A 25,503-nucleotide genomic window follows, 5' to 3' on the forward strand; every position below is an offset into this window, starting at 1 on the left:
AATACAATCTTCATTTTATCCAATTCCATCATAAGAATATCTAGTTTTGAAAAAAATAATCTCGAGAAAGGAGTGAAGGACATGACCAGGTCGAAAAGTCAAAAAGAGCGGCAATGGACTGTCAGGAAACAAGATCAAAATCCGCATGGTAAAGTGAAATCATTGAAACAGTTAGCGAAAGAAACGGATCAGGGCGAATAAATGAAAGAAAAGGCAGCGGAAAGCCTGCCTTTTCTTTCAGTCTATTAAACGCTTTCTTTTATGACCTTATAGTTTTTATGATTGACGACTGTCCGCTGATCCAGTTCCAAATCACGATAATTGTCCATATATGTCAGATCGACGATAACCGAATTTTCATTTACCTTTTCCACAATTCCTTGCAGTCCGCCGCGGAATTCGATGACATTTCCTACCTCTGCTTTTTTCAATCAGCCTCTCTCCTTTAGCTAGTAAACTAATAAAAAACTATTTAAGTAACAGTTTGCACTACTTTTCCAAATTCGTAAAGGATTTTATTTGACAATTTTGTTAACTTACTATCATTATATGAATACTGTCAAATAAAAGTAATGAAACCGCATACAAAAATAGAATTAAAAAGTTGACGTCTGAAATAACAAATACTTAAATAGTAAATGTAAAGGTGGTTACGGATATGATTGAAGAACACATTACTGAAATATTAGACAAGTTAATGACAGGCGAGCTTTCGGAATATTATGTACCGAAGGAAAATTTTATGGATTTTCGACAGGTCCTTGTTAAAAGAGAGGACTTTAAACATTTTCGCGGAATTGCCCAGCGTGATGGCAACGTTTTGTATCAGTATTTAGCAGAACCGCGAAGTTAACGCAAGAAACCCGAAAAGGGTTTCTTCTTTTTAATTTTGAAAAATGGTAATTTTTGATAAAATAGAAAAGGCTATAAAAAGAGAGAGACTGGGGGAAAGCAATATGGTAACAGAAAGTATTACAAAACTAAAACAAGAGATTAATAAAGTGATTGTCGGAAAGGAAATGGAAGTGGAATTAATGGCAATCGCTTTATTATTTAACGGACATATTTTGCTTGAAAGTGTGCCAGGAACCGGGAAAACAATGCTCGCAAAAAGTTTTGCCTCTGCTATCGGAGGGGTTTTTTCGAGAATTCAATTCACCCCTGACGTACTTCCTAGCGATGTGACCGGAATACAATTTTTCAATCCGAAAGTACAGGAATTCGAGCTTCGCCCAGGACCGATTATGGCTAATATTGTTTTGGCGGATGAAATAAATCGGGCAACTCCAAGGACACAGTCGAGTCTTTTGGAGGTAATGGAGGAACGCCAAGTAACCATAGACGGGATTACAGTACCATTAAAAGAGCCGTTCATGGTCATTGCTACGCAAAATCCCGTTGAATCACAGCAAGGTACGTTTTCATTGCCTGTTGCCCAAATGGACCGGTTTTTTATAAAACTTAAAGTGGGGTATCCAGTATTACAGGATGAAAAAAAAATCATGCAAATTCATCGTGGGGCAGGGCAGGTAAAACCCTTAACGAGAGTGTTTTCCCTTGAAGACGTTGAACAATTAAAATCCTCTGTAACCAGTACAACTATTTCGGATGATGTTGAGGATTATATCTTGGCCCTAGTTAGGAATACCCGAGAACATTCCAGCATTGAATTGGGTGTCAGCCCGCGAGGGACATTAGCGCTGATGAGAGCGTCTCAGGGCAAGGCTTTCCTGAACGGACGTACATATGTTACCCCGGACGATGTAAAAGCTGTCGCACCTTTTGTGCTCGGTCATCGACTTCTGCTGTCAATCGAAGGGGCTTTAACGAAAACGCCTGAATCCATTGTAGAAGAAATCCTCACAACGCTTCCAGTCCCGGTTGAAGCGGGGGCGCATGGATGATTTGGAATAAATATTGGGCAGAAGAGCGAAAATTACCGGGGATAAGTGTTCTTGCCATTGTCATGATTATCATCAGTCTTTATGTTCAATCAAAATTATTGTTCTTCCTGGGAATTTTATTTTTGATTATTGCCACTGCTAATCAGTTTTATTTTAAAAAAACGGGAGAACTTCTGTTTTTGGATTATCGACATGAAAAAGCCAGGTTTTTTATGGGTGAAATGGGGAAATGGACATTTAGTGTTCGTAATCAGGGATTTCCGATTTTAAGAGCCCAATTGCGTGTTTCCTTTGATCAATTTGTGGCACCGGATAGCAGTGAGAATGAATCAAGTCTTGGTTTGCATGAAATTTCAATTCCGATTTCAATCTATACGGGGCAAACGAAGGATATCAAAATTCCGTTTATAGCACAGCAACGGGGAATTGCCAAAATTCGCAGGTTGGAATTACTTATACCAAGCCTTATTGGATTTGGGGAAGTATCGCTGGAATACAAATATCCCATAAACCAGCAGGCGCTTGTCTACCCGAAGCCAATCCCTGTAAAAGGATTAATCCAGCAATTTTCCATGCTTCAAGGAAATAATACGGTATCATATTCTGTTTATGATAACCGTCTTGGCCCATTGGGAACAAGGGACTATGTTGCTTCCGACAGTTTTAACAGTATTCATTGGAAGGCCAGCGCCAGAAAACAAACTTTGCAGACAAAACTATATGAAAAAATTGCTGAAGCAGGTTGGATAGTTGCCCTGAACATTTCAAATGGCCATTCTATTTCTGGCAATCTTGAAAGTTTAATCAGCAGCATAACACAGTTTGCCTATTATGCGTTTCATAAGCATATTCCCTATGCGTTGTGTATTAATGTTCGCACTGCCGGAGTGACTCCATTTGTTTATTTGCCAAAAGGAGAAGGACAGGAACATTTGCAAAAGGTCTTGGAAACGTTGGCTTCGATAAACAAGCTAAACACCAGCATCCCGTATCACCAAATGTTGTCCTTCTTTAATCGGCATCTGGAAACCCAGCCTTTTTTCATTCATGCCGGGATTAGGACGAAGGAAACGAATCAGATGCTGGCCATTCAATACCAAAAAGGTGTCAATCTGTTCGAACTAAGGCTTGAAGATGATTATGGGGTACTGTCTAATTTGGGTATTCAAGATGAAAGAAGGAAGCTTCTATGACAAAACGTGTTGTTTCAGCCACATATCGTTTTATCTTGGAACTATTGGCCGGGGATCTATTACTATTTTTATTTTATATTCGTGGTGATACATTCCCGCCGATATTCCTGTTGACCCTGGTAGGTTCGGCGGGCTTTATCGTTTATTCTTTCCTGCTTGGCAGCCTTTCTAACAAAGGAAAATGGCTTTATTTGGTCATCGTTCTCCCACTGCTGATTTTTATTGGTAGTTGGGCCGGTCTGTCTGTCGCTTTGATATTCATATTGGGGTTGTATATATTTTGGCGGGGAATCTCCCTGAGCGAAGACCTCCCAACGGGATCACCAACATTATTATTGTTGTGGTCTTTTTCAATAGGAATCATCGCAATCATTTATTCAACGATGACCAAGTATACCTACCAGAATCAAATGATGACCATGTTGATCCTGTTAGTGTTTCTCACAATTGCCAAAGGTTATTTTAGTAATTGGGGTACGCTGGGAACTGATAAAAAAATTTTTTCGTTATTTTTCATAAAAGCCATCGTCGCATTAATCGGAATTGGAGCTATTCTTGCCTTTACATTAAAATACATCGGAGCCGCCTTTTTTGGTTTATTACAATTGACTGCCAAGCTTTTTTCCAGCTTGGCCCTGCCGGTTTTCAAGGTCATTGAATATTTGCTAGGCTTGATAGGGACGAGTGCCGTTGATATCAAATATGAGCCAGTGGAGCCCTTGAAAGGGGATAACAGTTACCAGGCCCCTTCTCATGGGTTTGGAGAATATATTTTTTGTCTTCTAATCGGATTGGCAGTGGCAGGATTTATTTATTACGTGATTAAACAGAAATTTAAACAGCATCAGATTGTCATCAATAACGCCAAGACAGCAGTAGAAATAACAACAGGAATGACAAACCAAAATCCTTCCACGTTCTATAAAAACTGGGGAAAACCACCAGAGGATCTCATTAGAAAAGAAATCTTCCAGTTGGAAAAGTATGCCCATAAATTGAAATTGGGGCGGCTTCCTAATGAGACCTTGGGGGAATGGGCGCACCGGGCTGGACTGTCCTTATCAGATGATAGTATAGGAATCTACCATAGGGTTCGCTATGGTGATGAAATCGGTTCAGGCGAGGAAATTTCGAAGATTAAAACAGAAATCGTCTTGGTGAAAAAGCAATTAAGGGAAATGAAACACAATCAGAAAAAAATCAGGAAAAATCAAAAACAATAAATGGGGGACCTTTTATGGAAAAATATATTTTATCCTTGGATCAAGGAACCACAAGTTCCCGGGCGATTATTTTTAATAAAAACGGTGAAATGGTGCACACCGCTCAAAAGGAGTTTACGCAAAAACCACCATTGTTTGGGACATGGAAACAGGCGAGCCCGTTTATAACGCGGTAATTCCCATTGATGAGGAGAATTTGTGAATATCAGCACAAAACATTTGATTAGAATTGCAGAAAATGCTATTCTACGGTTTGTATAATTATTTTTTTACCAGCAAAGGAGAAGAAAACAATGGCAGAAAAGCAATTTACAGTTATTGCAGATACAGGAATCCACGCAAGACCCGCAACACTACTCGTTCAAACAGCAAGCAGATTTGATGCTGATATTAATTTGGAATATAAAGGTAAAATTGTTAATTTAAAGTCTATTATGGGCGTTATGTCCCTAGGTATCGGTAAAGGGGCAGATATCAAAATTACTGCTGAGGGCGGAGATGCAGATGCTGCACTAAACAGCCTCGAAGAACTTATGAAAAAAGAAGGTTTGGCATAAATTATGACGTTTTTACATGGTATTGCGGCATCTAATGGAATAGCGATTGCAAAAGCATATCGCCTTGTGGAACCGGATTTATCATTTGAACAAAAAAAAGTGGAGGATTCCGCCGCTGAAGTTGCACGATTCCGCAGTGCAATGGAAAAAGCGAAATCTGAATTGGAAGTAATCCGCGATAGCGCCCAGGTTGAGCTGGGAGCAGATAAAGCCGCTATTTTTGAAGCGCATTTGCTCGTGTTAAGCGATCCAGAATTAAATAATCCGATTGAAGATAAAATTAAATCGGAGAATGTTAACGCAGAAGCTGCCCTTAAAGAAACAACTGATATGTTTGTCATGATGTTTGAGCAAATGGATAACGAATATATGAAAGAACGTGCTGCTGACATTCGTGATGTCACCAAACGTGTCTTGTCTCATTTATTAGGTGTACAGCTGCCAAACCCAAGCATGATTAGTGAAGAAGTGGTTATTGTTGCCGAAGACTTAACACCATCTGATACAGCGCAGTTAAACCGGGAATTCGTTAAAGGGTTTACAACAAATATTGGCGGTCGTACTTCACATTCAGCGATCATGGCTCGTTCCCTCGAAATTCCGGCAGTAGTTGGAACAAAGTCTGCTACTGAAGAAATTAACAACGGCGATTTGATCATCGTGGATGGACTTAAGGGTGAAGTACATATTAACCCAACTCCCGAGTTAGTAGCGGAGTATCGCAAAGTCCACGAACAATATGAACAACAAAAAGCAGAATGGGCCAAGCTTGTCAATGAACCAACGGTTTCAGCTGATGGTGTACATGTCGAACTGGCCGCCAACATTGGAACACCTAATGACCTAAAGGGTGTAACTGAAAACGGTGGCGAAGGCGTTGGACTTTACCGTACAGAATTCCTTTATATGGGCCGTGACCAACTGCCGACTGAAGACGAACAATTTGAAGCATACAAAGCGGTATTGGAAGGAATGGCCGGCAAACCTGTGGTCGTTCGGACACTTGATATTGGTGGAGATAAGGAACTACCATACCTTGACCTGCCAAAAGAAATGAATCCATTCCTAGGATTCAGAGCAATTCGCTTATGTTTGGAAGAACAAGATATTTTCCGGACCCAGCTTCGTGCCTTATTGCGTGCAAGCAGCTACGGAAATCTAAAAATCATGTTTCCAATGATTGCTACTTTGGATGAATTCAGAGCTGCAAAGGCCATTTTAGAAGAGGAAAAGCAAAAGCTAGTTTCTGAAGGCCAAACTGTGGCAGAAAAAATTGAACTCGGAATCATGGTAGAAATCCCATCAACCGCGATTCTTGCTGACCAATTTGCCAAAGAAGTAGATTTCTTCAGCATTGGAACAAATGATTTGATTCAATATACAATGGCAGCTGACCGGATGAACCAACGTGTTTCCTACCTCTATCAGCCATACAGCCCATCTATTCTTCGATTGGTGAAAATGGTCATCGATGCAGCACATGCAGAAGGAAAGTGGGCAGGCATGTGTGGTGAAATGGCCGGCGATGAAACGGCTATTCCAGTACTACTGGGCCTTGGCCTCGATGAGTTTTCAATGAGTGCCACGTCTATTTTGAAAGCACGTTCCTTAATCAAAGGCTTAAATAAAGCCGATATGGAAAAGCTGGCTCAGGAAGTTCTTAATATGCAAACAACCGATCAGGTAGTACAAGCAGTAAATACAGCGATTAAATAATCAACCATTAAACGAAAACCGACCAGTTCATCTGGCCGGTTTTTTTCTATTGAGAATTTTAAAAATATTGTTTTTCTTCTGGGTATTATGGATTATAATACTAGTAATAAGGAACTTGTCTATTAGGTAAAACTTAATAGCAGGTTCAGTAAGTAATTAGGTAATTTGTTGCATATACTAAAGGTGTTATTACAGCGGAGGAGGAAGGTTCATGGAGCAAAAACCAGTACATTACGACGGCAGTTCTCATCTTCAACAGGTGGAATCTCAAACAGAAAGTAATGAACCATTCTTAATGACAGACGAAATGAGACAAAATATCGGTAAAAATCCATATGCAATGGAACTAACAGAATAGTTAACACATTCAAATCACCTAGGGTTGTCGCCATGACAGCCCTTTTTTTATTGCTGGCGAGTAAATTATCTGTCGCTGAATCAAACTATAATGAAAACCAACTACAAGAAAGGTGATTGAATTGGCACAAGTATTGTATATTACTGCACACCCGCATGATGAAACGCAATCATATAGCATGGCTGTCTCCAAGGAATTTATCGAAACCTATAAACAAACCAATCCGAATGATGAAGTTATTCATTTGGACCTATACTCCGAAAATATCCCGCAAATTGATGCCGATGTATTCAGTGGATGGGGAAAGCTGCGATCCGGACAGGGATTTGATGAACTTTCATCAGAAGAAAAGGCAAAGGTCTCCCGGTTAAATGAACTAAGCGATCAATTTATCGCTGCTGATAAGTATGTATTTGTTACTCCATTATGGAATTTCTCCTTCCCGCCTGTAATGAAAGCGTACCTTGATGCGGTAGCTGTAGCAGGGAAAACATTTAGGTATACTGAACAAGGGCCAATTGGGCTTCTAACCAATAAAAAAGCATTACACATCCAGGCTCGGGGTGGATTCTATTCCGAAGGTCCTGCTGCCCAAATGGAAATGGGACATCGCTATATCGGCATTATGATGAGTTTCTTTGGGGTTCCGGCTTTTGAGGGGTTGTTTATAGAGGGACATAACGCTATGCCTGATAAAGCGGAAGAAATTAAAGAAAATGCAATTGCGCGGGCTAAAGATTTGGCACATACTTTTTAATCAATCAAAAGAGGCAAACCGCGTTTGCCTCTTTTAAATTCGTACATTCTTTTATGTTTACACCGCTTCATTTTGGGCAATGGTGGAAAATATAAAGGGGTGATGACGATGCAAAAGAAAATAAAGGTATTGGTTTTGATTATCGGATTGATTGGCGCAATTAGTACAACTGGATGCAGTATGCTGTTTTCCAATGAGTTAATTGCTAACCGCTATGCCGATGCGCTGTTAACGAAAAATAATGAAATCCAATTTCGTTTCCGGATTAACAATGAAATTCTTGATGGACGCCAGCTTTATAAGGTAAAGGTTACGATTCATGATGAGCGCCTGGCAACAGCAATCGGAAAACGGGAAATTGTCTATGGTGAAGAGCAAGTGCTAAATGGAGAATATTTGGACGTAAAAGGGAGAAAAGAAAAATTCATTTATATGGACCCCATCCCATTACTTCAGGATTTACACACCTACGAGATTGAAAAAATGATAGAGGAGAACAATGCAGTCTCCGTGGAAGTATTTAATAATAAAGAAGTATTCGGGCGAGCCTATTTAACGAATTTTTCTTCTGAGCTATAATCCGGGACAAAATATGTTCCGGTCTTTTTATTGTCAAAATAATAAATGACAGTGATAGAATAAAATTAACACATTAAAGGAGGAAATGAACTTGCTAACTTCAGAATCAACACTTATCGGGTTTATTGGAACCGGGGTAATGGGCAAAAGCATGGCTCGGCATTTGTTAAACGCTGGCTACCCTTTGGTTGTATATTCGAGGACAAAAGAAAAGGCAGCAGATTTATTGGCACAAGGAGCAGAATGGGCTGCGACTCCAATGGAAGTTGCCCGGAAGGCAAACGTTGTTTTCACAATGGTTGGCTATCCATCAGATGTTGTGGAAGTGTACCTGGGTGATAGCGGGTTGATTCAAAATGGAAAACCTGGAAGTTATTTTATTGATATGACTACCTCTTCACCGTCACTCGCGTCGAAAATCTACCAGGCTGCTAAAGAAAGAGGTATTTATGCCCTTGATGCGCCCGTTTCAGGCGGAGATATCGGCGCCAGGGAAGCGAAGCTTTCCATCATGGCTGGTGGTGACCATGAAGCATTCAATGCCGTTCTTCCGCTCTTGGAGCGGTTAGGAACAAATATCGTTTATCAGGGCAATGCTGGTGCCGGGCAGCATACTAAAATGAGTAATCAAATTGCCATTGCCTCCAATATGATTGGTGTGTGTGAGGCCATTATTTATGCCCAAAAAGCAGAGTTAAATCCGGAGACTGTTTTAAAAAGCATTACAACTGGGGCCGCAGGCAGCTGGTCACTCAGCAATCTAGCGCCAAGGATGCTGCAGGGTAACTTTGAACCTGGATTTTACATAAAGCATTTTATTAAGGACATGAAAATTGCCTTGGACGAAGCTCAACAGATGGGGATGGATGTACCTGGTCTTGCATTGGCGAAATCTCTTTATGAACGCTTGGCAGAACAAGGCGAGGAAAATAGCGGCACACAGGCACTATATAAATATTGGAAAAGCTGAGTGGATTACGCCACATACTGGCAGGCATAAATTCATTCCTTCTACCTTAAACTATTAGCGAATTATCTGTAGGAGGAATGTTTATGGCGAAACGAAACAAGAAAAATGATCCGCAGCAGAGAAACAAAAAAGGGTTTGATTCTGCTGTTATCGATTCTGAGTTCGCTCATGAAATGGGAGCGGCCGATACCAATAAAATTCACCATGATAAAGCCAAAAAGGTAAAGGCAGCAAAAAATAATGGAAAATATAAAGGTATGAACCCGTAAGTTAGAAAACCTCGCTTGTAATCAGCGAGGTTTTCGATATTGTACGAGAAATTGTTCGATACGGTCCATCCCTAATCTCAGGATGTCCATGGAACAAGCAAAGGATAATCGAACAAAGCCTTCGCCATATTCTGAAAATGCACTTCCTGGAACAACCGCAACCTTCGCTTCTGAAACTAGCTTTAGTGCGAAGTCAAAGCTGTTTAATGGTATGTCATGGGGTATTGGGACGAAGAAATAAAAGGCTCCATCCGGCATGATAACATCAAAACCCATTGCTTTCAAACGATCGTAGACAAAATCTCTTCTAGACTCATATTCTTTTTTCATAACAAGGGCATCGTCTATTCCTGTGGTTAAGGCCTCATAAGCGGCTTTTTGCGCAATCGAATTAGCACAGGACACATTGTATTGGTGTACCTTTAAAATGTGCTTGGCAACCGCTTCTGGTGCGAATAAGAAACCAATCCTCCAGCCAGTCATGGAATGGGATTTGGAAAGGCCGTTTATGACAATGGTTTTTTCCTTAAGAAAACTGGCAATAGATGTATGAACTCCATGATAGGTAAGTTCGCTATATATTTCATCTGCAAGGACAAAGATGTCTTTATCCTTTAAAAACTCTGCTATTTCTTTTAACTCATCCTCGGTAAGACTGACGCCGGTAGGATTTGATGGGTATGGCAAAACAATGCAGCGCGTTTTCTCTGTGATATACGGTTTAATTACATCCAAGGTAAATCGAAATCGATTGCCGCGAATATCAATATGTATCGGTTTTGCTCCCATCATCGTGATAATGGGCTCATAACCAGGGTAAATGGGCCCGGGCAGAAGGACTTCCACTCCTTCACTCAAGATGGTTCGAAAGGTGATGTCAATAGCCTCACTTGCCCCCATGGTCACAATCACTTCAGATTCAGGATGATAATGTAAATCATACTTTTTAGCCGCAAACTCACAGGCCGCCTTCCTTAATTCCAATGTACCTGCGTTATGGGTGTAGGTGGTGAAATCTGACTCAATGGCTGCGATGCCTGCTTGTTTTACATGTTCAGGGGTAGGGAAATCAGGTTGACCGATTGTCAGTGAAATTAGGTCTTTCACATCAGCAACCATATTAAAAAATTTTCGAATGCCAGAAATCTCAATTTCTTTGACACGTTGATTAAGAAGATGCTCCAATCAAATTCTTCCTTCCATAAATTTTTAAAAGCCAGGCAGCCCACCTGGCTTTGTTTTTTGTACTAAGAATAGCGTTCCCCTAGCCTTTTAAAGACTGGTTTTTGATAAGCCTGATGTTTTCTATGCTGGTTGTTAGGAGGGGCTCCTCCATCGGTTTCGGTAATACCAGTATAGGATTGCAGCAGCGATTTGGCTGCATTAAGGGGCATTGAGGTCTTGGGATTTCTGACTTTGCCATCCAATTTGCCTAAGTGTGGAAGAGTAGTAAAGTCGGTTTTAGTAGGAGGAATGTGAAAAAGATAGTCCCCGCATTTTACTAGGACATCCGATTGCTGTTGGCTGTTCCTAGGGTTTTGGGAAAAATGAAGACCTATTTTCTCGGCTTTTCCTTCATGAATCAATTTTTTTAAGGACTCTTGCTTTAATCTGTACAAAAATTTGGGATTAATTGCTGTCTTCGCATGGCGATTTACGATAAAGACAGCTTGTGCGAGGTTTTCGATGGTCAGGCTAGTTTTTTTAAGAGGGTAGTTCTGCTCGGGATTCAAAATAGGTTCTCCTTTCATTCCTTAAAAGACACTTTTATTATACCTTTTTTTTAGTAAAATAGAAATAATTCTCAAGTTTTTATTTATTATTTGGATAAAAGAGTATTTTATAAAACAAACTCCTTATCAGTTGATGGATAAGGAGTTTTTAACTTGATAAAGTAAAAACCGTCAGTTCTGGCTTGGAAAAAAACCGAAAGGGCAGTCCGGTTGTACCAATTCCTCGATTGACATACAGTATTAGCTCGTTATCGCCGCCAATGGTATAAAGTCCTTCCTGATAAATTTCTGCAAAGGGAGGGAGAATCAACGCCCCCATAAAAGGAAGCTTCACTTGGCCTCCATGACTGTGCCCGCTTAGCTGCCAATGTATCGGATATTGCAAGGCTGTTTGGGCGAAATCTGGTTCATGTGCCAAAAGAATACAGAATTGATTATCTGGAACGTTTTTTAATGCTGCGGACAAATCAGGCTTGCCTAGCATTAAGTCATCGATACCTGCAATAAAAATCCTGCTTCCGTCAGCTAATTTAGTGAAGGATGCGTTATTTAACAAGACTGTAAAGCCGGCGGCCTCCATAATATTTCGATATATTTCGGTCCCGTATCCTCCGTGGTCATGATTCCCATAAATGCAGTATTTGCCTAGTGGGGCGTGCAGGTTTTTGATTATTCCGGTCAAGTTGTTAATCTCTTTATACATGTTTGGTTCATCCATTAAATCTCCGGTAAATAGAATCATATCAGGCTGCTCAGCATTGATTATATCGACCAATTTTTTAAATTGATTAAGATTGTATTGAAAACCTAGATGGGTATCGCTGAATTGAATAATTTTCTTATTGTGAAACCCGGCCGGAATTAATGGATGCCGGATTTCCTGCCTGGTAATCCCCAGTAACGACGGCTCGATGCGGTTTGCATAAACATAGCCTCCTGCTCCTAACCCAAGAATGGTAAGGATTGAACCTGTTATTCGTTTTAAAAACGTCCTCCGGGTTTGATTTTTTAACATCCGCTTCTACCAACCTATTTATTATTAATTGAGTCGCATTTGTATTTTCATGAAAAATGGTCCATATTGCAAGCAAACAAGCTTTAATAAGTTTTTATTCAAGGAAAATAAATAAATGCCTAAAAATGTTTACAACTTAATTTAATACGGTGTAGGTGTGGTTAATTGTTTATGTGCACATATCATGGTATTCTATTGGCAAAGAACGAGCGGCAGCTTTATGGCGTATGGTATTATCAGAAAACATTTTATTGGGAGGTACTTGATGGATGCCTTGGAAATTCTTTCGAATTTAACAAACGTGTTTCCGTATTTCCAGCCTATTTTTAGTGCCGATGAACAGCGGATAATTGCCTATGAGGTATTGGGAAGATATAAAACAGACGAGGAGGTCATTAGTCTCGGACCTTTCTTTCATGATGACCAAATACCTGATGAATATAAATTTGAGGTCGATTTATTAATCGTGCAAAAAGCATTGGAAAAAGTATTGGAACTTGATGGAAAAATCAGTATTTTTTTTAATCGGAATGCCGAACTGCTCATGTACGAACATGGCGAACCATTTCTACAGGAACTGCTTGCCTTTGAAAAAAAAGGCATAGAGCTGAACCGAATTGTCCTTGAAGTTTCCGATCAACATTATAAAGGCGACATCGACCAATTTGATAATTTGCTGCAATATTATCGTACCTACGGGATTAAAATTGCAATTTCCAAGTTGGATAGTGAAAGCCCTTTTTTTGAACGTTTTGCTCAGCTAGAACCTGATATTTTGAAAATTAATTTAGAAGCTCTAAAGTCTACGGCAAAGGGTGTTAATTTTAATGACGTCCTATTTTCACTGTCTGTGTTGGCTAGAAAAATTGGCGCAACGCTTTTATTTGAAAACATTGAAATGAGCTATCAGCTGCAGTTTGCTTGGAAAAATGGCGGCCGCTATTATCAGGGCTACTACTTGCATCCCCCAGCTAGTGAATTTATCGATGCTGATTTTTTAAAGTATCGGCTGAAGGAAAAGTTTCATGATTTTATTTCCTACGAAAAACGAAAATTAGAAGCAGTTTTTACCACTGCTGAATATTTTCATGTCAAGGTACAGGAAATCATCCATAAAAACAAAAAGCTTGGCCTTGAGGAGCTGTTGAAGATAATTGGAAAGGAAATGGATGAGGCTGCGTTTCGGATATATGTATGCGATGAAAATGGGTTCCAAATATCGGCCAATCTGTTCAAAGTCGGTAATGACTGGGCAACTCAACCCGAATACTTACATAAAAATTGGAGTTGGCGCCCATATTTTTTAGAAAATATAATTAAGATGAGAAATGAGCGCAAAGGGATCTTGTCTGATTTGTATCGCGATATCGAAACAGGGGAGAATATTCGGACCTTTTCAATACCGATGAATAACAGCGATTATTTATTTATTGATATTTCTTATAAATATTTGTTTGAACATGACCAATTATTATAAGAGAACACCAGGATGGTCCCGAGTTATCGGGATAACTAAATTATCCGGGTAAAAATTTTAGCGTTTTTAAATTTTTGCTTGGACAAATATGGTTGATTATTTTATTCTTTTAATATTGGCATATAAAATATAGTTAAAATTTGTTCATATGGAAAAATCCATCCGGATAGAAACATGCCAAATGCGAAACCTAACAAATAGAAGTTGTTTGTGTTGGAAAGGAGAAAAAAGCTTATGTCACAGCTTCAAGGTATATTAACACGTTTAAAAAACCTTCAAGAACAATCGGCGAGTGGTGAGCCAGCTCAGCGTTATTTCGAGGTAAACGGAGAAAGAAAGTGTCAAGTCACTTTCCATCCAAAAACTGAAACGTTTGAACTAGAAGTATATTTCGAAAAGGAAAAGCCAAAACGGTATCAATTTGATAATATTGATATGATTACAATTGAGATTTTTGATTTGATTCAATAGGACCGTGTATGGTCCTTTTTTTTATGAACCGCCCCAAAATTTATCCAGCCCTGCAAAAACTATGATAGAATAGGGATGAGAAAAACATACAAGGGGTTTTCGTGATGATTAATCTTCCCAGTGGGGAATTTTTAGAGTTAACAATAAAAGATTTTATGATTCCATCAGAACGGGTTGCCCATGTGCAAGTCGGCAACAGTCTCGAACATGCCTTATTGGTTCTTACTAAAAGCGGTTATACAGCGATACCTGTACTCGATCCTTTATACAAGCTCCATGGGTTAATCAGTACCCCGATTATAATGGATTCGATTCTTGGACTTGAACGAATTGAATTTGAAAAGCTGGAAGAAAAACGGGTAGAAGAGGTTATGAAAAGATCCATTCCGCGAGTTAAGCTTTCTACGTCTTTCCCGGATTGTCTTGAGTTATTGGTCAACCATCCATTTCTTTGCGTTGAAACCGAGGATGGGTACTTTGCCGGAATATTGCCAAGAAGCACGATATTAAGCCAATTAAATATGGTGGTTAAAAGGTTTAAGCGATAACAAAACAGGAGCTCCCGTCAAGGGGGCTGTATTTTTTGATAACGATAAAGGGGCTAAAGAAATGGGCGAAGCAAACTCCTTCGGGATGAGGCAGACAAAAAAACCGCTAGTGTTAGCCTCTGTCATGTTAGCCATGTTTATGGGAGCAATCGAGGCTACAATTGTTTCCACAGCGATGCCGGCGATTGTGGCTGATTTGGGCGGATTCACCTTATACAGCTGGGTATTTTCCGCATATTTGCTCATGAATTCGGTAACTGTGTTAATCTACGGAAAATTATCGGATCTATTTGGACGAAAGCCAATCCTGACGATTGGCATTATCTTCTTTCTCATCGGTTCCATTCTATGCGGATTTGCAACCTCAATGAAAATGCTGATTATTTTTCGCCTGATTCAGGGATTTGGCGCAGGTGCAGTTACCCCAATCGCAACCACAATTGTCGGTGATATTTATACAGCCGAAGAAAGGGCAAAGATCCAAGGCTACCTTTCAAGTGTATGGGGAATTTCTGCAATAACCGGACCGGCAGTCGGCGGTCTGCTTGTTCAGTATGCCAGCTGGAAATATGTTTTTTGGATTAATGTACCCTTGGGTATTTTATCGCTGGCAGGTTTATGGTTTTTCTTGCATGAAAACGTAACAAAAAAGAAACACAGTATCGATTACATAGGAGCAGTTCTATTAACGATTACGATTTCTTTGTTCATGTACGTTTTAGTAGAAGGCGGCATCGGCTGGCCTTGGGGCTCTTGGCAGTTAAATTCGATGATTGCTGTGGCTATATTTACCTTGATTGCCTTTGTACTGCAAGAAGGCCGTGCTGCTGAACCGATGATGCCATTTTCGATTTGGAAAGAACGGTCCATTTTCATAGCGAATATTACTTCATTGACAACTGGAATTATGCTGATTGGCATATCGAGCTTTCTGCCTACTTTTGTCCAGGGCGTAATGGAGCAAACACCTATTGTAGCCGGATTTAGTTTGACAACGATGTCGATTGGCTGGCCAATTGCCTCCACACTCGCCGGCAGAATGCTGATTACGATTGGCTATCGAAGAACATCAATGATTGGCGGACTATTTCTAATTTTGGGCAGTATTACCTTTGTCACGATGCAGGCTTCCTCCGGACCAATCTGGGCGGCCGTTGGCTCATTTTTAGTCGGGGCAGGGATGGGGCTGACATCGACCGCGTTTATCGTATCGATTCAAAGTACGGTCAGCTGGGAACAGCGAGGGATTGCTACAGCAGCGAATATGTTTATGCGAAATCTCGGTAACACGATCGGAGCGGCCCTGCTGGGCGGAATTTTGAATAATCGCCTGAATCATTATTTGCGTGAAAGATCACAATCGCTAACGGCGGACGATGCTAATATGCTATTAAAGCCTGATGAACGTAAAGAGCTGCTAGAGTCAGTCAGGACGATTTTACAGGATGGATTGACAATTTCCTTACATTCCGTATATTATGTTGTCCTTACCTTTGCGATTGTAAGTATGCTGTTGATATTTTTTATACCTAGAAAGAAACAAAGCTCTGCCTAACTTGCAGGGCTTTGTTTAAAGGAGGACCACAAAAATGTCATCCATATCAGAATTTCAATTACTATCGGTCTTGGCCCAAGAAATGAACATGAGAAAAGCGTCTGAACGGCTGTTTGTTTCCCAGCCGGCATTGTCACAGCGCTTGCAGACGATTGAAAAGGACTGGGGAACCAAATTATTTATCCGCTCGCAAAAAGGCCTCGCCTTAACTCCTGCCGGCGAGCAGGTGATTGAGTTTGTAAATGAAGTGCTGAAAAAACAGGAAAAAGTCAGAGAGAGTATCTATTCCTTGCAGACGGGTGTATCAGGTACATTAAAAATCGCAGTTGCTTCTATAGTGGGCCAAAATTGGCTTCCACAGGTGTTAAAAAAATTCATAGATAAGTATCCCCAAGTTAAAATATCGCTTGTGACAGGGTGGAGTAGTGAAATCTTAAATTGTCTGTATGACGATCAGGTGCATATCGGGATCATTCGCGGTACACCGGATTGGAAAGGGGTAAAAGTGCATCTGTTTGATGATCCGTTATATTTGGTTGACAGGGAAATTACCAGCCCTGATCAAATCCTGGAAACGGACCGCCCATTTATTCAATTTAAAAGTGACTCCAACTACTATCAGGAAATCCAAGATTGGTGGATGAAGAAATTTAAAACCTCGCCAAGAAGAACAGTTGTTGTTGATCAAATTGAAACCTGCAAACAAATGGCTTTTAACGGAATTGGCTATGCCATTTTACCTGGGATTACCCTTACCAAAGCAGAGCTGGATATCTTCAAAGTTCCCTTGCTGAATGAATCCGGGGAACCGCTAAAACGCGATACATGGCTGCTGGGTTATGAATCTGCATTTCAATTAAAGCAGGTTCAGGCCTTCGTTGATGTCATGAACGAATATATAACTCAATCATAGAAATAAAGAGTTATTTTTCTTGTTTTCAGCTCTTTTGTTTGCTAAAGTATTTTTAGTACATAAAGGGGGCAAGCGTAATGAAAATGATGGATGCACATGAAATTATTTCTTTTATTCAAAATAGTAAAAAGGCCACTCCGGTAAAAGTATACGTAAAAGGTGATTTGGCAGGTCTTGATTTCGGGGCTAATAGCAAAACATTTATCAATGGCAATGCTGGAGTTGTTTTTGGTGAATGGGCTGAAATCAATGCAGTCCTAGAAGCAAACCCTTCAAAAATTGAAGATTTTGTTGTTGAGAATGATCGCCGTAATTCAGCGATTCCTTTATTGGATATGAAGCATATCAATGCCAGAATTGAACCGGGTGCGATTATCCGTGACCAAGTGGAAATCGGTGATAATGCAGTCATCATGATGGGGGCTGTCATTAATATTGGTGCAGTAATCGGCGAAAAATCGATGATTGATATGGGCGCTGTACTCGGCGGCAGAGCAACTGTCGGTAAGAATTGCCATATTGGTGCAGGAACTGTTTTAGCAGGCGTTATTGAGCCGCCATCTGCCAAGCCAGTCGTAGTGGAAGATGATGTGTTAATTGGAGCTAATGCTGTTGTCCTTGAAGGTGTTACAGTCGGCAAAGGGTCTGTAGTAGCGGCAGGGGCAGTTGTTACACAGGATGTAGCACCATATACAGTGGTTGCAGGTACACCAGCCAGAAAAATTAAAGATATTGATGAGAAAACAAAATCAAAGACGGAAATTATGCAAGAGTTACGTCAACTATAAGATGGAAGAAACAAGCGTGGAGGTGCTCCACGCTTGTTTTACAGAAAAGCGGAAGCGCCTTGGTCAGCCCCGACAAGCTTAAGACCTCGAGGGGCTAGGCGCTGGAGCTAGACTATTAAAAGGAGAGCTAAATAAATGAATTCCTTAATAAAAATCCGCCGCGACCTTCATCAAATCCCGGAACTCGGATTCCAGGAATATAAAACACAAGCCTATTTATTGGATTATCTTCAATCCTTGCCTCAGGACCGTCTTGTCATAAAACAGTGGAAAACGGGCTTACTGGTCAAAGTGCATGGCCAAAATCCGCAAAAAGCGATCGGTTATCGAACAGATATTGACGGGCTGCCAATTGAAGAAGAAACAGGGCTGTCATTTAGTTCAACACATGAATCGAGAATGCATGCCTGCGGCCATGATGTACATATGAGTATTGCGCTTGGGGTACTGACGCATTTTGTCCAAAAGCCAATTGATGATGACTTACTGTTTGTGTTTCAGCCTGCCGAAGAAGGTCCCGGCGGTGCAGAACCAATGATGAACTCAACAGAATTTCAGGAGTGGAAGCCAGACTTGATACTGGCGCTTCATATTGCCCCGGAATATCCGGTTGGGACTATCGCGACCAAGGAAGGTTTATTATTCGCTAATACTTCTGAGTTATTTATAGATTTAAAAGGAAAGGGTGGACATGCAGCCTACCCGCATCAAACAAACGATATGGTCATAGCGGCCTGTACCCTTGTCAATCAACTGCAAACGATTATTTCACGGAATGTAAATCCGCTTGATAGTGCTGTCATTACAATTGGCAAAATTACTGGTGGAACGGTCCAAAATATCATTGCTGAAAAAGCAAGGCTGGAAGGGACGATTCGAACACTATCGCCACAGTCGATGGAAAAGGTTAAACATCGAATAGAGTCGCTCGTAAAAGGTATTGAAACAGGTTTTGAATGTGAAGCTGTCATTGATTATGGCGCCATGTATCATCAAGTATACAATACCGTGGAAATCGCGAGGGAGTTTATTGAATTTAATCGCAAGGACCCTGAAATTGAGGTAGTTGAATGTAGCGAAGCAATGACGGGAGAGGACTTTGGGTATATGCTTAAGGAAATTCCCGGAATTATGTTTTGGCTTGGCGTCGATTCCCCCTTCGGACTTCATCATGCCAAGCTAGAGCCAAATGAGGCTGCCATTGATGTAGCACTGAGGGTCATGACCAATTACATTTCGTATAAGGGAAAACGGTCGTAACATACCATTTTAATAAGGAGGACCGATCTCGATGAAATTACGTGAGCGATTGCCGGAAATGAGCGGAGCTGTAGAATGGCTGAATGGCCAAGTCTCAAGAGAAGAATTGATTGGCGAAAAACCAACACTAATTCATTTTTGGTCCATCAGCTGCCATCTGTGTAAAGTGGCAATGCCGCAAATCAATCATTTCCGGGATGCTTTTCAAGGCAAATTAAATGTTGTTGGCATTCATATGCCAAGATCAGAGAATGACCTAAACATTGAGGAGATTAAGCAGGTTGCGGCCGAAAATGGCATGTCCCATCCGATTTTAGTAGATAGCAATCATACTTTAACGGATGCCTTCCAAAATCAATATGTTCCAGCCTACTATGTTTTCGATAGGGATGGGAAGCTCCGTCACTTTCAAATAGGCGGAAGCGGCATGAAAATGCTCGAAAAACGGGTCAATCGTGTACTCGATGAAATTGGAAAATCAGAATAAAACACTCTATTAAGCTGCTCATTTTAGTACTTTGGGCAGCTTTTATTTTTTAAAAGCCTTACTTTGTAACCTTCACTCTTTTAAACCGTCGGTATTAGTAAATAAAGATTTTATTAAGAGAAAAAGGGGTGTTGGTGGTGGGGGTAAATAAATTGAAAAAGTTGTCCCTTCTTATTTTCGTATCACTATTTGTTGGCTTAGCTGGCTGCAGCAGTGCAGGTGGCAAGGATGAAGGTGCGAAAATGAGTGTCGAGAATAACAGTGGAATGGATTCAGCCAAATCTGGCACCAAAGAGAAAAGCGCATTATCCAACAGCGAAGGGGACCAGGCGAAAGGTAATGAAGTCGTCTTAAAACAGGTGCAAAATAAGATGGTCATATATCAGGCTGACCTTCAGCTAAGGGTAAAAAAATTCGACCAGACTGTCAAAACTCTTGAAGAACAGGTTTCTAAGTATGGCGGCTATATCGCTGAATCAAATGTTACACGGGAAGGTGATGAGGTGCTTAGTGGCACCCTGATGATTCGACTACCGCAGCAGCATTTTCAGGAATTTTTGCATGATGCTGAAGGGGAAGCGGCTCAAGTGTTGCAGCGAAATATTACCGGTCAAGACGTAACAGAGGAATATGTCGACCTTGAATCAAGATTAAAATCGAAACGTGTTGTGGAGGAACGGCTGCTTTCGTTTATGAAGGAAGCAACTAAAACAGAAGATTTATTAAAAATTTCCGCAGATTTAGGTGTGGTCCAAGAGGAAATTGAAACAATACAAGGAAAGATGAAGTTTCTTGAAAATCAAACTTCTTTTTCTACAGTGAGAATGAAGCTTTATGAAAATAAAGTTGTTGTTCCAAATATCGAAAAAGATCAACTAAATACATGGGAAAAAACAAAAAAACAATTCATGAGTAGTACGAATCTGTTATTATCATTCCTCTCTGGTATAGTTGTATTTACGGTAGGTAATTTGCCAATAATACTAATTCTCGTTCTATTAACCGGAGCTGGCCTTTTTATCTATAAAAAGAAAAAGGCTCGCCAATCGAGTGAGTAAATAGCGAAATCTCACTCTATATTAAAAGTCCGAACGATGTTAAAATAAGACAAGTTAGAAATAGATTTTCCTGGGGGAGTTTATTGTGAAGAAAAGTTTTGCGGTAATTGGTCTTGGGCGATTTGGAGGGAGCATTTGTCGTACTCTAACCGATGAAGGTATGGAAGTGCTGGCAATTGATGTAAATGAGGAACGTGTCAATGAATTTGCCATGATAGCCTCACATGCTGCGGTTGGCGATACAACCGATGAAGCGGTCCTGAAAAGTCTAGGGATTCGGAATTTTGATCATGTTATTGTTGCGATTGGTGACGATATTCAATCAAGCATTTTGACAACCTTAATTCTTAAAGAATTAGGTGTCGCCCGAATTACAGCAAAGGCTCAAAATGATTATCATGAAAAGGTACTTAGGAAAATTGGCGCTGATTTTGTTGTCCATCCTGAGAGAGATATGGGGAAAAGAATCGCGAATAATATGACATCAAGTAACGTCGTGGATTACCTGGAATTATCTGACGAGCATAGTATCGTCGAAATTGTTGCAAATGAGAAGCTCGGCAGCCACACCATTATGGATTTGGATATTCGCAAGAAATACGGCCTAAATATTGTAGCAATAAAAAGAGGGGAAGATATCATCGTCTCACCTCAGGCAACAGAAATGATTCATATCAATGATGTATTAATTGTCATCGGCACTGATCAGGATATTGACCGATTTGAGAAGAAGGTTTTGGAATAAACACAAAAAAGAGAAGCAACTGCTTCTCTTTTTTTATACTTCCATGATAATTGGCAAAATCATTGGTCTGCGTTTTGTTTTTTCATAGAGGAATGGTGCCAAAGTATCGGTAATTTCATTTTTAATTTCGGACCATTGACTGGTTTTCCGCTCCATGATTTTATTTAAGTGCTTAGTAATCAGCGTTTGAGCATCGTTGATTAAATCACCAGACTCACGCATATAGACAAAACCGCGAGAAATTAAATCCGGTCCGGAAGCAATTTTAAATTCCTTCATGTTAATGCTGACTACAACAACGACTAAGCCCTCTTCTGAAAGAATTCGGCGGTCTCGCAAGACGATGTTTCCGATATCACCTACACCGCTTCCGTCGATATAGACATTCCCGGATGGAATCTTTCCGGCAATTTGTGCGGAATTTTCCGAAAGCGCAAGAACCTCGCCATTATCCATAATGAAACAGTTTTCTTCTTCAACACCGCAATCCACAGCAAGTTTAGCGTGCATTTTCTGCATGCGGTACTCACCATGAATCGGCATAAAGAATTTCGGTTTAATTAACCGGAGCATGAGCTTTTGTTCTTCTTGACCACCGTGGCCGGAAGTGTGAATATTGCTCAATTTACCGTGAATAACCTCGGCGCCTGCTTTATACAGCATGTTAATGGTTCTGCTCACACTTATGGTATTTCCCGGAATTGGTGATGAGGAGAATACCACCGTATCCCCAGGAATGATTTGAATCTGCCTGTGGGTGCCATTTGCAATCCTTGACAGGGCCGCCATCGGTTCACCCTGACTGCCTGTACAAAGAATGGTTACCTTATCCGCTGGCAAACGGTTGATTTGCCCTGCATCCACAAACGTATCCTTTGGAGCTCTGATATAGCCTAAATCTAAACCAATATTGATGGCAGCTTCCATACTTCTGCCGAATACCGCAACCTTCCGCCCGCTTGTCACAGCAGCTTCTGTTACCTGCTGCAACCGGTGGATATTTGATGCAAAGGTAGCAAATATAATCCGTCCATCAACTTTTCGAAAAATATCGTCAATACTTTCCCCAACCCGTCGTTCAGACATTGTAAAATCAGGTATTTCACTGTTTGTGCTGTCAGAAAGTAGACAAAGTACGCCTTCTTTACCGATTTCAGCCATTTTAGTCAGGTTAGCGGGTTCACCTACTGGGGTAAAATCAAATTTAAAGTCACCTGTATGAACAACTTGCCCTGGAGGTGTTTTTACAACAATTCCGTAAGAATCCGGGATGCTATGTGTGGTTCGGAAAAAAGTTACCGAGGTTTTCCGGAATTTAATGATGTCATCTTCTTTGATTTCAATTAACTTGGCATTTCGAAGCAATCCATGTTCTTCAAGTTTGTTTTTAATTAGTCCAAGAGCAAGCTTTCCGCCGTAGATAGGAATATTCACTTCCCGCAGCAAATACGGAATTCCGCCTATGTGATCCTCGTGACCATGGGTTATGAATAACCCCTTTATTTTTTCCTCGTTTTTAACTAAATAGCTATAATCCGGAATGACATAATCGATACCTAAAAGTTCGTCCTCGGGAAATTTAACTCCGGCATCAATTAAGATAATTTCATCCTGGAATTGAACGCCATACGTGTTTTTGCCGATTTCGCCCAGTCCTCCAAGGGCAAAAACAGCGGTTTGATCATTTTTTACAAATTTCATAAATTATCATTTCTCCAATACTTTATAGTTTTCATTTTGTTGTTCATACTCCAAATGGGCTCCTTTTACTGGTTGAATATATTCAACGTTTAACTTGCGTTCAGCAACTTTAGAGTAAACTTCCCGTACTGTTTCTGCTTCAATAAAAATAGTTTTCGTATTTTCCCGTACAGGAACCTCGCTAATGCTTTGTTGGAAATAGACTTTGAATATCATGACTTTCGCTCCTTAAGTAACATAACTTTTTCTATTATATAAAACATTTTCATCTTTTTCATTTATTTTCTAGGTTTCGTGTTAAAAACTATGTAAAAAGAATCTATTTCTCCAATTTACAATAAGGAAGGAGCCCTTCGCAAGTTTGAAGGGCTCAAATGTTTAGGCAATGGATTTTTTTCTGAGCAAATCTTTCCACTGTTTTAAGAGCTTCTTTCTTAGCTTCTTCAACATAGTGGATCATCTCCTTACTACTTATTGTAATATATCCTTGTCCAATGTAAAGCAGCTCTTGACAGATAATTGAATTTTTTTATTTTATTTGTTTTTTACTATTATTATATGGTGAAAATGTGGAATTTCTCATGGATAATCATGGAATCTGCCTATATTGGAGATATTAAATTTTCCAACAAAAAAATCCGGTACAGTTTGAACCGGATTTATTATCGTTCGATAGCTATTGCACCTTCTATTGGCTTGAACGGGTCTTGTTTGTCAATATGGTCATAAAACATGATGCCATTTAAATGATCGATCTCATGCTGAAAACATATTGCCGCCAAGCCTTTCAATCGGAGCTTTACTTCCTCACCGTCTAAATTGACCCCCTTGACAGTAATTCGAGCATGCCTTGGTACAAAACCTGGAAAGGCTTCATCTACGGACAGACAGCCTTCGCCCGATTGTAAATATGCTTTTTCCACCGAATGGCTAACAATTTTGGGATTGAATAAGGCATGGCTGTACAACGTGCCTTTGTCATCTGTCAGATGGACAGCAATCATCCGTTTTGAAACATTAATTTGTGGTGCTGCGAGGCCGATTCCTGGACGCAGGCCATATTCTGCGGCCATTTCGCTATTTTGGCTATTGATGACATATTCTAAAAGGCTTGCGAGCACTTTTTTCTCCTCTTCGGTAGGAGGCATCATAACTTCCGCAGCGACTTTCCTAAGCGTAGGATGGCCATCCCGAATGATATCATCCATCGTTAACATCATTTTTCACTCCTAAATACGAATAAGTTATTGCAAACATTAGTTTAACAAACAATCAAAAAAATGTTAATTGTTTATTGTCAAACCAACCTGGTACCGATATAGTAGTAGTTGATTAGGAGGGGGTTTTGTGAAGTTCATTGAAAAAAAACGACTACTATTGTTTGCTTTCATTTTGATTATCGCTTTAGCAGGATGTGCTGCCAAACAAAACGACCCCGTGGAGAAAATGTATGGTATTTTGGAGAATGTTGTCTCTAAAGAAAAGGCATTTGAGAAGCAGCAGGAACCACTAGTTGCTTTGGAGAAGAAAGAAAAGAGCTTATATGATCAAATCCTAAAACTAGGAATGAAAGAGCATGATCAAATTGTACAACTTGCTGATGAGGCGTTAGCTTCCGCAGATGAACGCAAAAATCATTTTGAAACCGAAACGGAAAGTTTGAAACAATCAGAAACCCAATTCCGAAAAGTCGAAAGCTTGAAAAATAAATTCAAAGACCAACAGTTGCGAAAGCTTGCTGACGAACTCTATGTAATGATGATGAATAGATATAGGTCCCATGACGAATTGTACAAGCTATATACTAAAGCAATACAGAATGACAAAGAGTTATATGGGATGTTTAAAAATAAGGATGTTCCCCTCGAAGACCTTGAAAATCAGGTAAAAAAAGTGAATGAATGCTACCAGAATGTATATGCTGAGAATGAGAAATTTAATAAATATACTGAAGGATACAATGATAAAAAGCTCTCCTTTTATAAAAAAGCGGGGTTGAAACCCAACTAAATAACCATGATTAAAACCGGTCAAGAAAAGACCGGTTTTTTCTATATTATAACAATTGCCACTTTGTGTTGAATTTTATATAACAGTTCACTTCGAATTAATGGTACAGAAATATACTTTCGTTGAAAAATTAATAATATATTGATGTTGTAAAATTATAAAGCATAGTATTTGACGAGTAATTATGAATGATGTAAACTCGAATAGGAGCTAAGG

At 40.0% G+C, this 25,503-nt stretch carries 30 protein-coding genes and 1 pseudogene; 24 read left to right on the top strand and 7 right to left on the bottom strand.

The genetic code is table 11. The annotated features are described in order from the left end of the window. The first annotated feature begins 81 nt into the window (after positions 1 to 81). A complete protein-coding gene (locus tag ACZ43M_RS09135; protein ID WP_464507093.1) occupies positions 82 to 201 on the top strand; it encodes a DUF6254 family protein in 120 nt (39 codons plus the stop codon). A 44-nt stretch (positions 202 to 245) separates the two neighbouring features. On the opposite strand, the gene ACZ43M_RS09140 is transcribed toward ACZ43M_RS09135, so the two are convergent. Next, the gene (locus tag ACZ43M_RS09140) at positions 246 to 431 is read right to left on the bottom strand and encodes a YkvS family protein (RefSeq protein WP_464507094.1); all 186 of its coding nucleotides are present in this window, start codon (positions 429 to 431) and stop codon (positions 246 to 248) included. Positions 432 to 658: 227 nt separating this feature from the next. Between ACZ43M_RS09140 and ACZ43M_RS09145 the strand changes: the two genes are divergently transcribed. From ACZ43M_RS09145 to ACZ43M_RS09200, 12 genes and pseudogenes are all read left to right on the top strand, one after another. Then, entirely contained in the window at positions 659 to 853 is a 195-nt protein-coding gene (locus ACZ43M_RS09145) for a hypothetical protein (protein WP_464507095.1), read from the top strand. Between the two features lie 103 nt (positions 854 to 956). Further along, positions 957 to 1,904, top strand: coding sequence for an AAA family ATPase (locus ACZ43M_RS09150; protein ID WP_464507096.1), 948 nt, complete (start codon positions 957 to 959; stop codon positions 1,902 to 1,904). Further along, positions 1,901 to 3,097, top strand: a complete 1,197-nt coding sequence (locus ACZ43M_RS09155; RefSeq protein WP_464507097.1) for a DUF58 domain-containing protein — start codon at positions 1,901 to 1,903, stop codon at positions 3,095 to 3,097. The genes ACZ43M_RS09150 and ACZ43M_RS09155 overlap by 4 nt, the downstream gene beginning before the upstream one ends. After that, complete coding sequence (locus ACZ43M_RS09160) at positions 3,094 to 4,320, top strand: hypothetical protein (RefSeq protein WP_464507098.1); 1,227 nt, start codon at positions 3,094 to 3,096, stop codon at positions 4,318 to 4,320. Before ACZ43M_RS09155 ends, ACZ43M_RS09160 begins: the two co-directional genes overlap by 4 nt. Before the next feature lie 14 nt (positions 4,321 to 4,334). After that, positions 4,335 to 4,451 (top strand): annotated as a pseudogene (locus ACZ43M_RS09165) (FGGY family carbohydrate kinase); the annotation flags it as partial. 162 nt (positions 4,452 to 4,613) lie between these two features. After that, a complete protein-coding gene (locus ACZ43M_RS09170; protein ID WP_464507099.1) occupies positions 4,614 to 4,877 on the top strand; it encodes a phosphocarrier protein HPr in 264 nt (87 codons plus the stop codon). A gap of 3 nt (positions 4,878 to 4,880) precedes the next feature. Continuing rightward, positions 4,881 to 6,593: a phosphoenolpyruvate--protein phosphotransferase gene (gene ptsP / locus ACZ43M_RS09175; protein ID WP_464507100.1), complete on the top strand. Its 1,713-nt coding sequence runs from the start codon at positions 4,881 to 4,883 to the stop codon at positions 6,591 to 6,593. Between the two features lie 211 nt (positions 6,594 to 6,804). Beyond that, positions 6,805 to 6,951 carry a hypothetical protein gene (locus ACZ43M_RS09180; protein ID WP_464507101.1) on the top strand — a complete coding sequence of 49 codons (147 nt, stop codon included), beginning with the start codon at positions 6,805 to 6,807 and terminating at the stop codon, positions 6,949 to 6,951. Positions 6,952 to 7,072: 121 nt separating this feature from the next. Continuing rightward, on the top strand, positions 7,073 to 7,708 hold the full coding sequence (locus ACZ43M_RS09185) for an FMN-dependent NADH-azoreductase (protein WP_464507102.1): 636 nt from the start codon (positions 7,073 to 7,075) through the stop codon (positions 7,706 to 7,708). Between the two features lie 108 nt (positions 7,709 to 7,816). Then, the gene (locus ACZ43M_RS09190; protein WP_464507103.1) at positions 7,817 to 8,287 is read left to right on the top strand and encodes a hypothetical protein; all 471 of its coding nucleotides are present in this window, start codon (positions 7,817 to 7,819) and stop codon (positions 8,285 to 8,287) included. 91 nt (positions 8,288 to 8,378) lie between these two features. Continuing rightward, positions 8,379 to 9,257, top strand: coding sequence for an NAD(P)-dependent oxidoreductase (locus ACZ43M_RS09195; protein ID WP_464507104.1), 879 nt, complete (start codon positions 8,379 to 8,381; stop codon positions 9,255 to 9,257). 83 nt (positions 9,258 to 9,340) lie between these two features. Next, positions 9,341 to 9,526, top strand: a complete 186-nt coding sequence (locus ACZ43M_RS09200) for a hypothetical protein (RefSeq protein WP_464507105.1) — start codon at positions 9,341 to 9,343, stop codon at positions 9,524 to 9,526. Between the two features lie 21 nt (positions 9,527 to 9,547). On the opposite strand, the gene ACZ43M_RS09205 is transcribed toward ACZ43M_RS09200, so the two are convergent. The 3 genes from ACZ43M_RS09205 to ACZ43M_RS09215 form a co-directional block, all read right to left on the bottom strand. Then, on the bottom strand, positions 9,548 to 10,711 hold the full coding sequence (locus ACZ43M_RS09205; RefSeq protein ID WP_464507106.1) for an aminotransferase A: 1,164 nt from the start codon (positions 10,709 to 10,711) through the stop codon (positions 9,548 to 9,550). A gap of 62 nt (positions 10,712 to 10,773) precedes the next feature. Next, complete coding sequence (locus tag ACZ43M_RS09210) at positions 10,774 to 11,277, bottom strand: YkyB family protein (protein ID WP_464507107.1); 504 nt, start codon at positions 11,275 to 11,277, stop codon at positions 10,774 to 10,776. 130 nt (positions 11,278 to 11,407) lie between these two features. After that, the gene (locus ACZ43M_RS09215; protein WP_464507108.1) at positions 11,408 to 12,274 is read right to left on the bottom strand and encodes a metallophosphoesterase; all 867 of its coding nucleotides are present in this window, start codon (positions 12,272 to 12,274) and stop codon (positions 11,408 to 11,410) included. 265 nt (positions 12,275 to 12,539) lie between these two features. Between ACZ43M_RS09215 and ACZ43M_RS09220 the strand changes: the two genes are divergently transcribed. The 10 genes from ACZ43M_RS09220 to ACZ43M_RS09265 all read left to right on the top strand — a co-directional run bounded on the left by ACZ43M_RS09220 (position 12,540) and on the right by ACZ43M_RS09265 (position 21,576). After that, a complete protein-coding gene (locus tag ACZ43M_RS09220) occupies positions 12,540 to 13,751 on the top strand; it encodes an EAL-associated domain-containing protein (protein ID WP_464507109.1) in 1,212 nt (403 codons plus the stop codon). A 234-nt stretch (positions 13,752 to 13,985) separates the two neighbouring features. Continuing rightward, positions 13,986 to 14,222, top strand: a complete 237-nt coding sequence (locus ACZ43M_RS09225; RefSeq protein WP_213116496.1) for a YkuJ family protein — start codon at positions 13,986 to 13,988, stop codon at positions 14,220 to 14,222. A gap of 104 nt (positions 14,223 to 14,326) precedes the next feature. Then, positions 14,327 to 14,770: a cyclic-di-AMP-binding protein CbpB gene (gene cbpB, locus ACZ43M_RS09230; protein WP_464507110.1), complete on the top strand. Its 444-nt coding sequence runs from the start codon at positions 14,327 to 14,329 to the stop codon at positions 14,768 to 14,770. 61 nt (positions 14,771 to 14,831) lie between these two features. After that, entirely contained in the window at positions 14,832 to 16,325 is a 1,494-nt protein-coding gene (locus ACZ43M_RS09235; RefSeq protein ID WP_464507111.1) for an MDR family MFS transporter, read from the top strand. Positions 16,326 to 16,359: 34 nt separating this feature from the next. After that, positions 16,360 to 17,238 carry a LysR family transcriptional regulator gene (locus tag ACZ43M_RS09240; RefSeq protein WP_464507112.1) on the top strand — a complete coding sequence of 293 codons (879 nt, stop codon included), beginning with the start codon at positions 16,360 to 16,362 and terminating at the stop codon, positions 17,236 to 17,238. Positions 17,239 to 17,315: 77 nt separating this feature from the next. Continuing rightward, the gene (gene dapD / locus ACZ43M_RS09245) at positions 17,316 to 18,026 is read left to right on the top strand and encodes a 2,3,4,5-tetrahydropyridine-2,6-dicarboxylate N-acetyltransferase (RefSeq protein WP_464507113.1); all 711 of its coding nucleotides are present in this window, start codon (positions 17,316 to 17,318) and stop codon (positions 18,024 to 18,026) included. Between the two features lie 135 nt (positions 18,027 to 18,161). Further along, a complete protein-coding gene (locus ACZ43M_RS09250) occupies positions 18,162 to 19,286 on the top strand; it encodes an N-acetyldiaminopimelate deacetylase (RefSeq protein WP_464507114.1) in 1,125 nt (374 codons plus the stop codon). A gap of 31 nt (positions 19,287 to 19,317) precedes the next feature. Next, positions 19,318 to 19,773 carry a TlpA family protein disulfide reductase gene (locus ACZ43M_RS09255; RefSeq protein ID WP_464507115.1) on the top strand — a complete coding sequence of 152 codons (456 nt, stop codon included), beginning with the start codon at positions 19,318 to 19,320 and terminating at the stop codon, positions 19,771 to 19,773. A 152-nt stretch (positions 19,774 to 19,925) separates the two neighbouring features. Further along, positions 19,926 to 20,831: a DUF4349 domain-containing protein gene (locus ACZ43M_RS09260; RefSeq protein ID WP_464507116.1), complete on the top strand. Its 906-nt coding sequence runs from the start codon at positions 19,926 to 19,928 to the stop codon at positions 20,829 to 20,831. Between the two features lie 82 nt (positions 20,832 to 20,913). Further along, positions 20,914 to 21,576 (top strand): potassium channel family protein, encoded by a 663-nt coding sequence (locus tag ACZ43M_RS09265; protein WP_464507992.1) that lies wholly within the window; start codon positions 20,914 to 20,916, stop codon positions 21,574 to 21,576. A 33-nt stretch (positions 21,577 to 21,609) separates the two neighbouring features. Here ACZ43M_RS09265 and rnjA read toward each other — a convergent pair whose 3' ends face one another. The 3 genes from rnjA to def form a co-directional block, all read right to left on the bottom strand. Next, positions 21,610 to 23,277 (bottom strand): ribonuclease J1, encoded by a 1,668-nt coding sequence (rnjA, locus tag ACZ43M_RS09270; RefSeq protein WP_464507117.1) that lies wholly within the window; start codon positions 23,275 to 23,277, stop codon positions 21,610 to 21,612. Positions 23,278 to 23,283: 6 nt separating this feature from the next. Next, a complete protein-coding gene (locus ACZ43M_RS09275; RefSeq protein WP_464507118.1) occupies positions 23,284 to 23,493 on the bottom strand; it encodes a DNA-dependent RNA polymerase subunit epsilon in 210 nt (69 codons plus the stop codon). 446 nt (positions 23,494 to 23,939) lie between these two features. Further along, positions 23,940 to 24,494 carry a peptide deformylase gene (def, locus tag ACZ43M_RS09280; protein ID WP_464507993.1) on the bottom strand — a complete coding sequence of 185 codons (555 nt, stop codon included), beginning with the start codon at positions 24,492 to 24,494 and terminating at the stop codon, positions 23,940 to 23,942. A 130-nt stretch (positions 24,495 to 24,624) separates the two neighbouring features. Between def and ACZ43M_RS09285 the strand changes: the two genes are divergently transcribed. Continuing rightward, positions 24,625 to 25,287, top strand: coding sequence for a YkyA family protein (locus tag ACZ43M_RS09285; RefSeq protein WP_464507119.1), 663 nt, complete (start codon positions 24,625 to 24,627; stop codon positions 25,285 to 25,287). Positions 25,288 to 25,503 lie beyond the last annotated feature (216 nt).

Source organism: Neobacillus sp. B24, assembly GCF_055381825.1.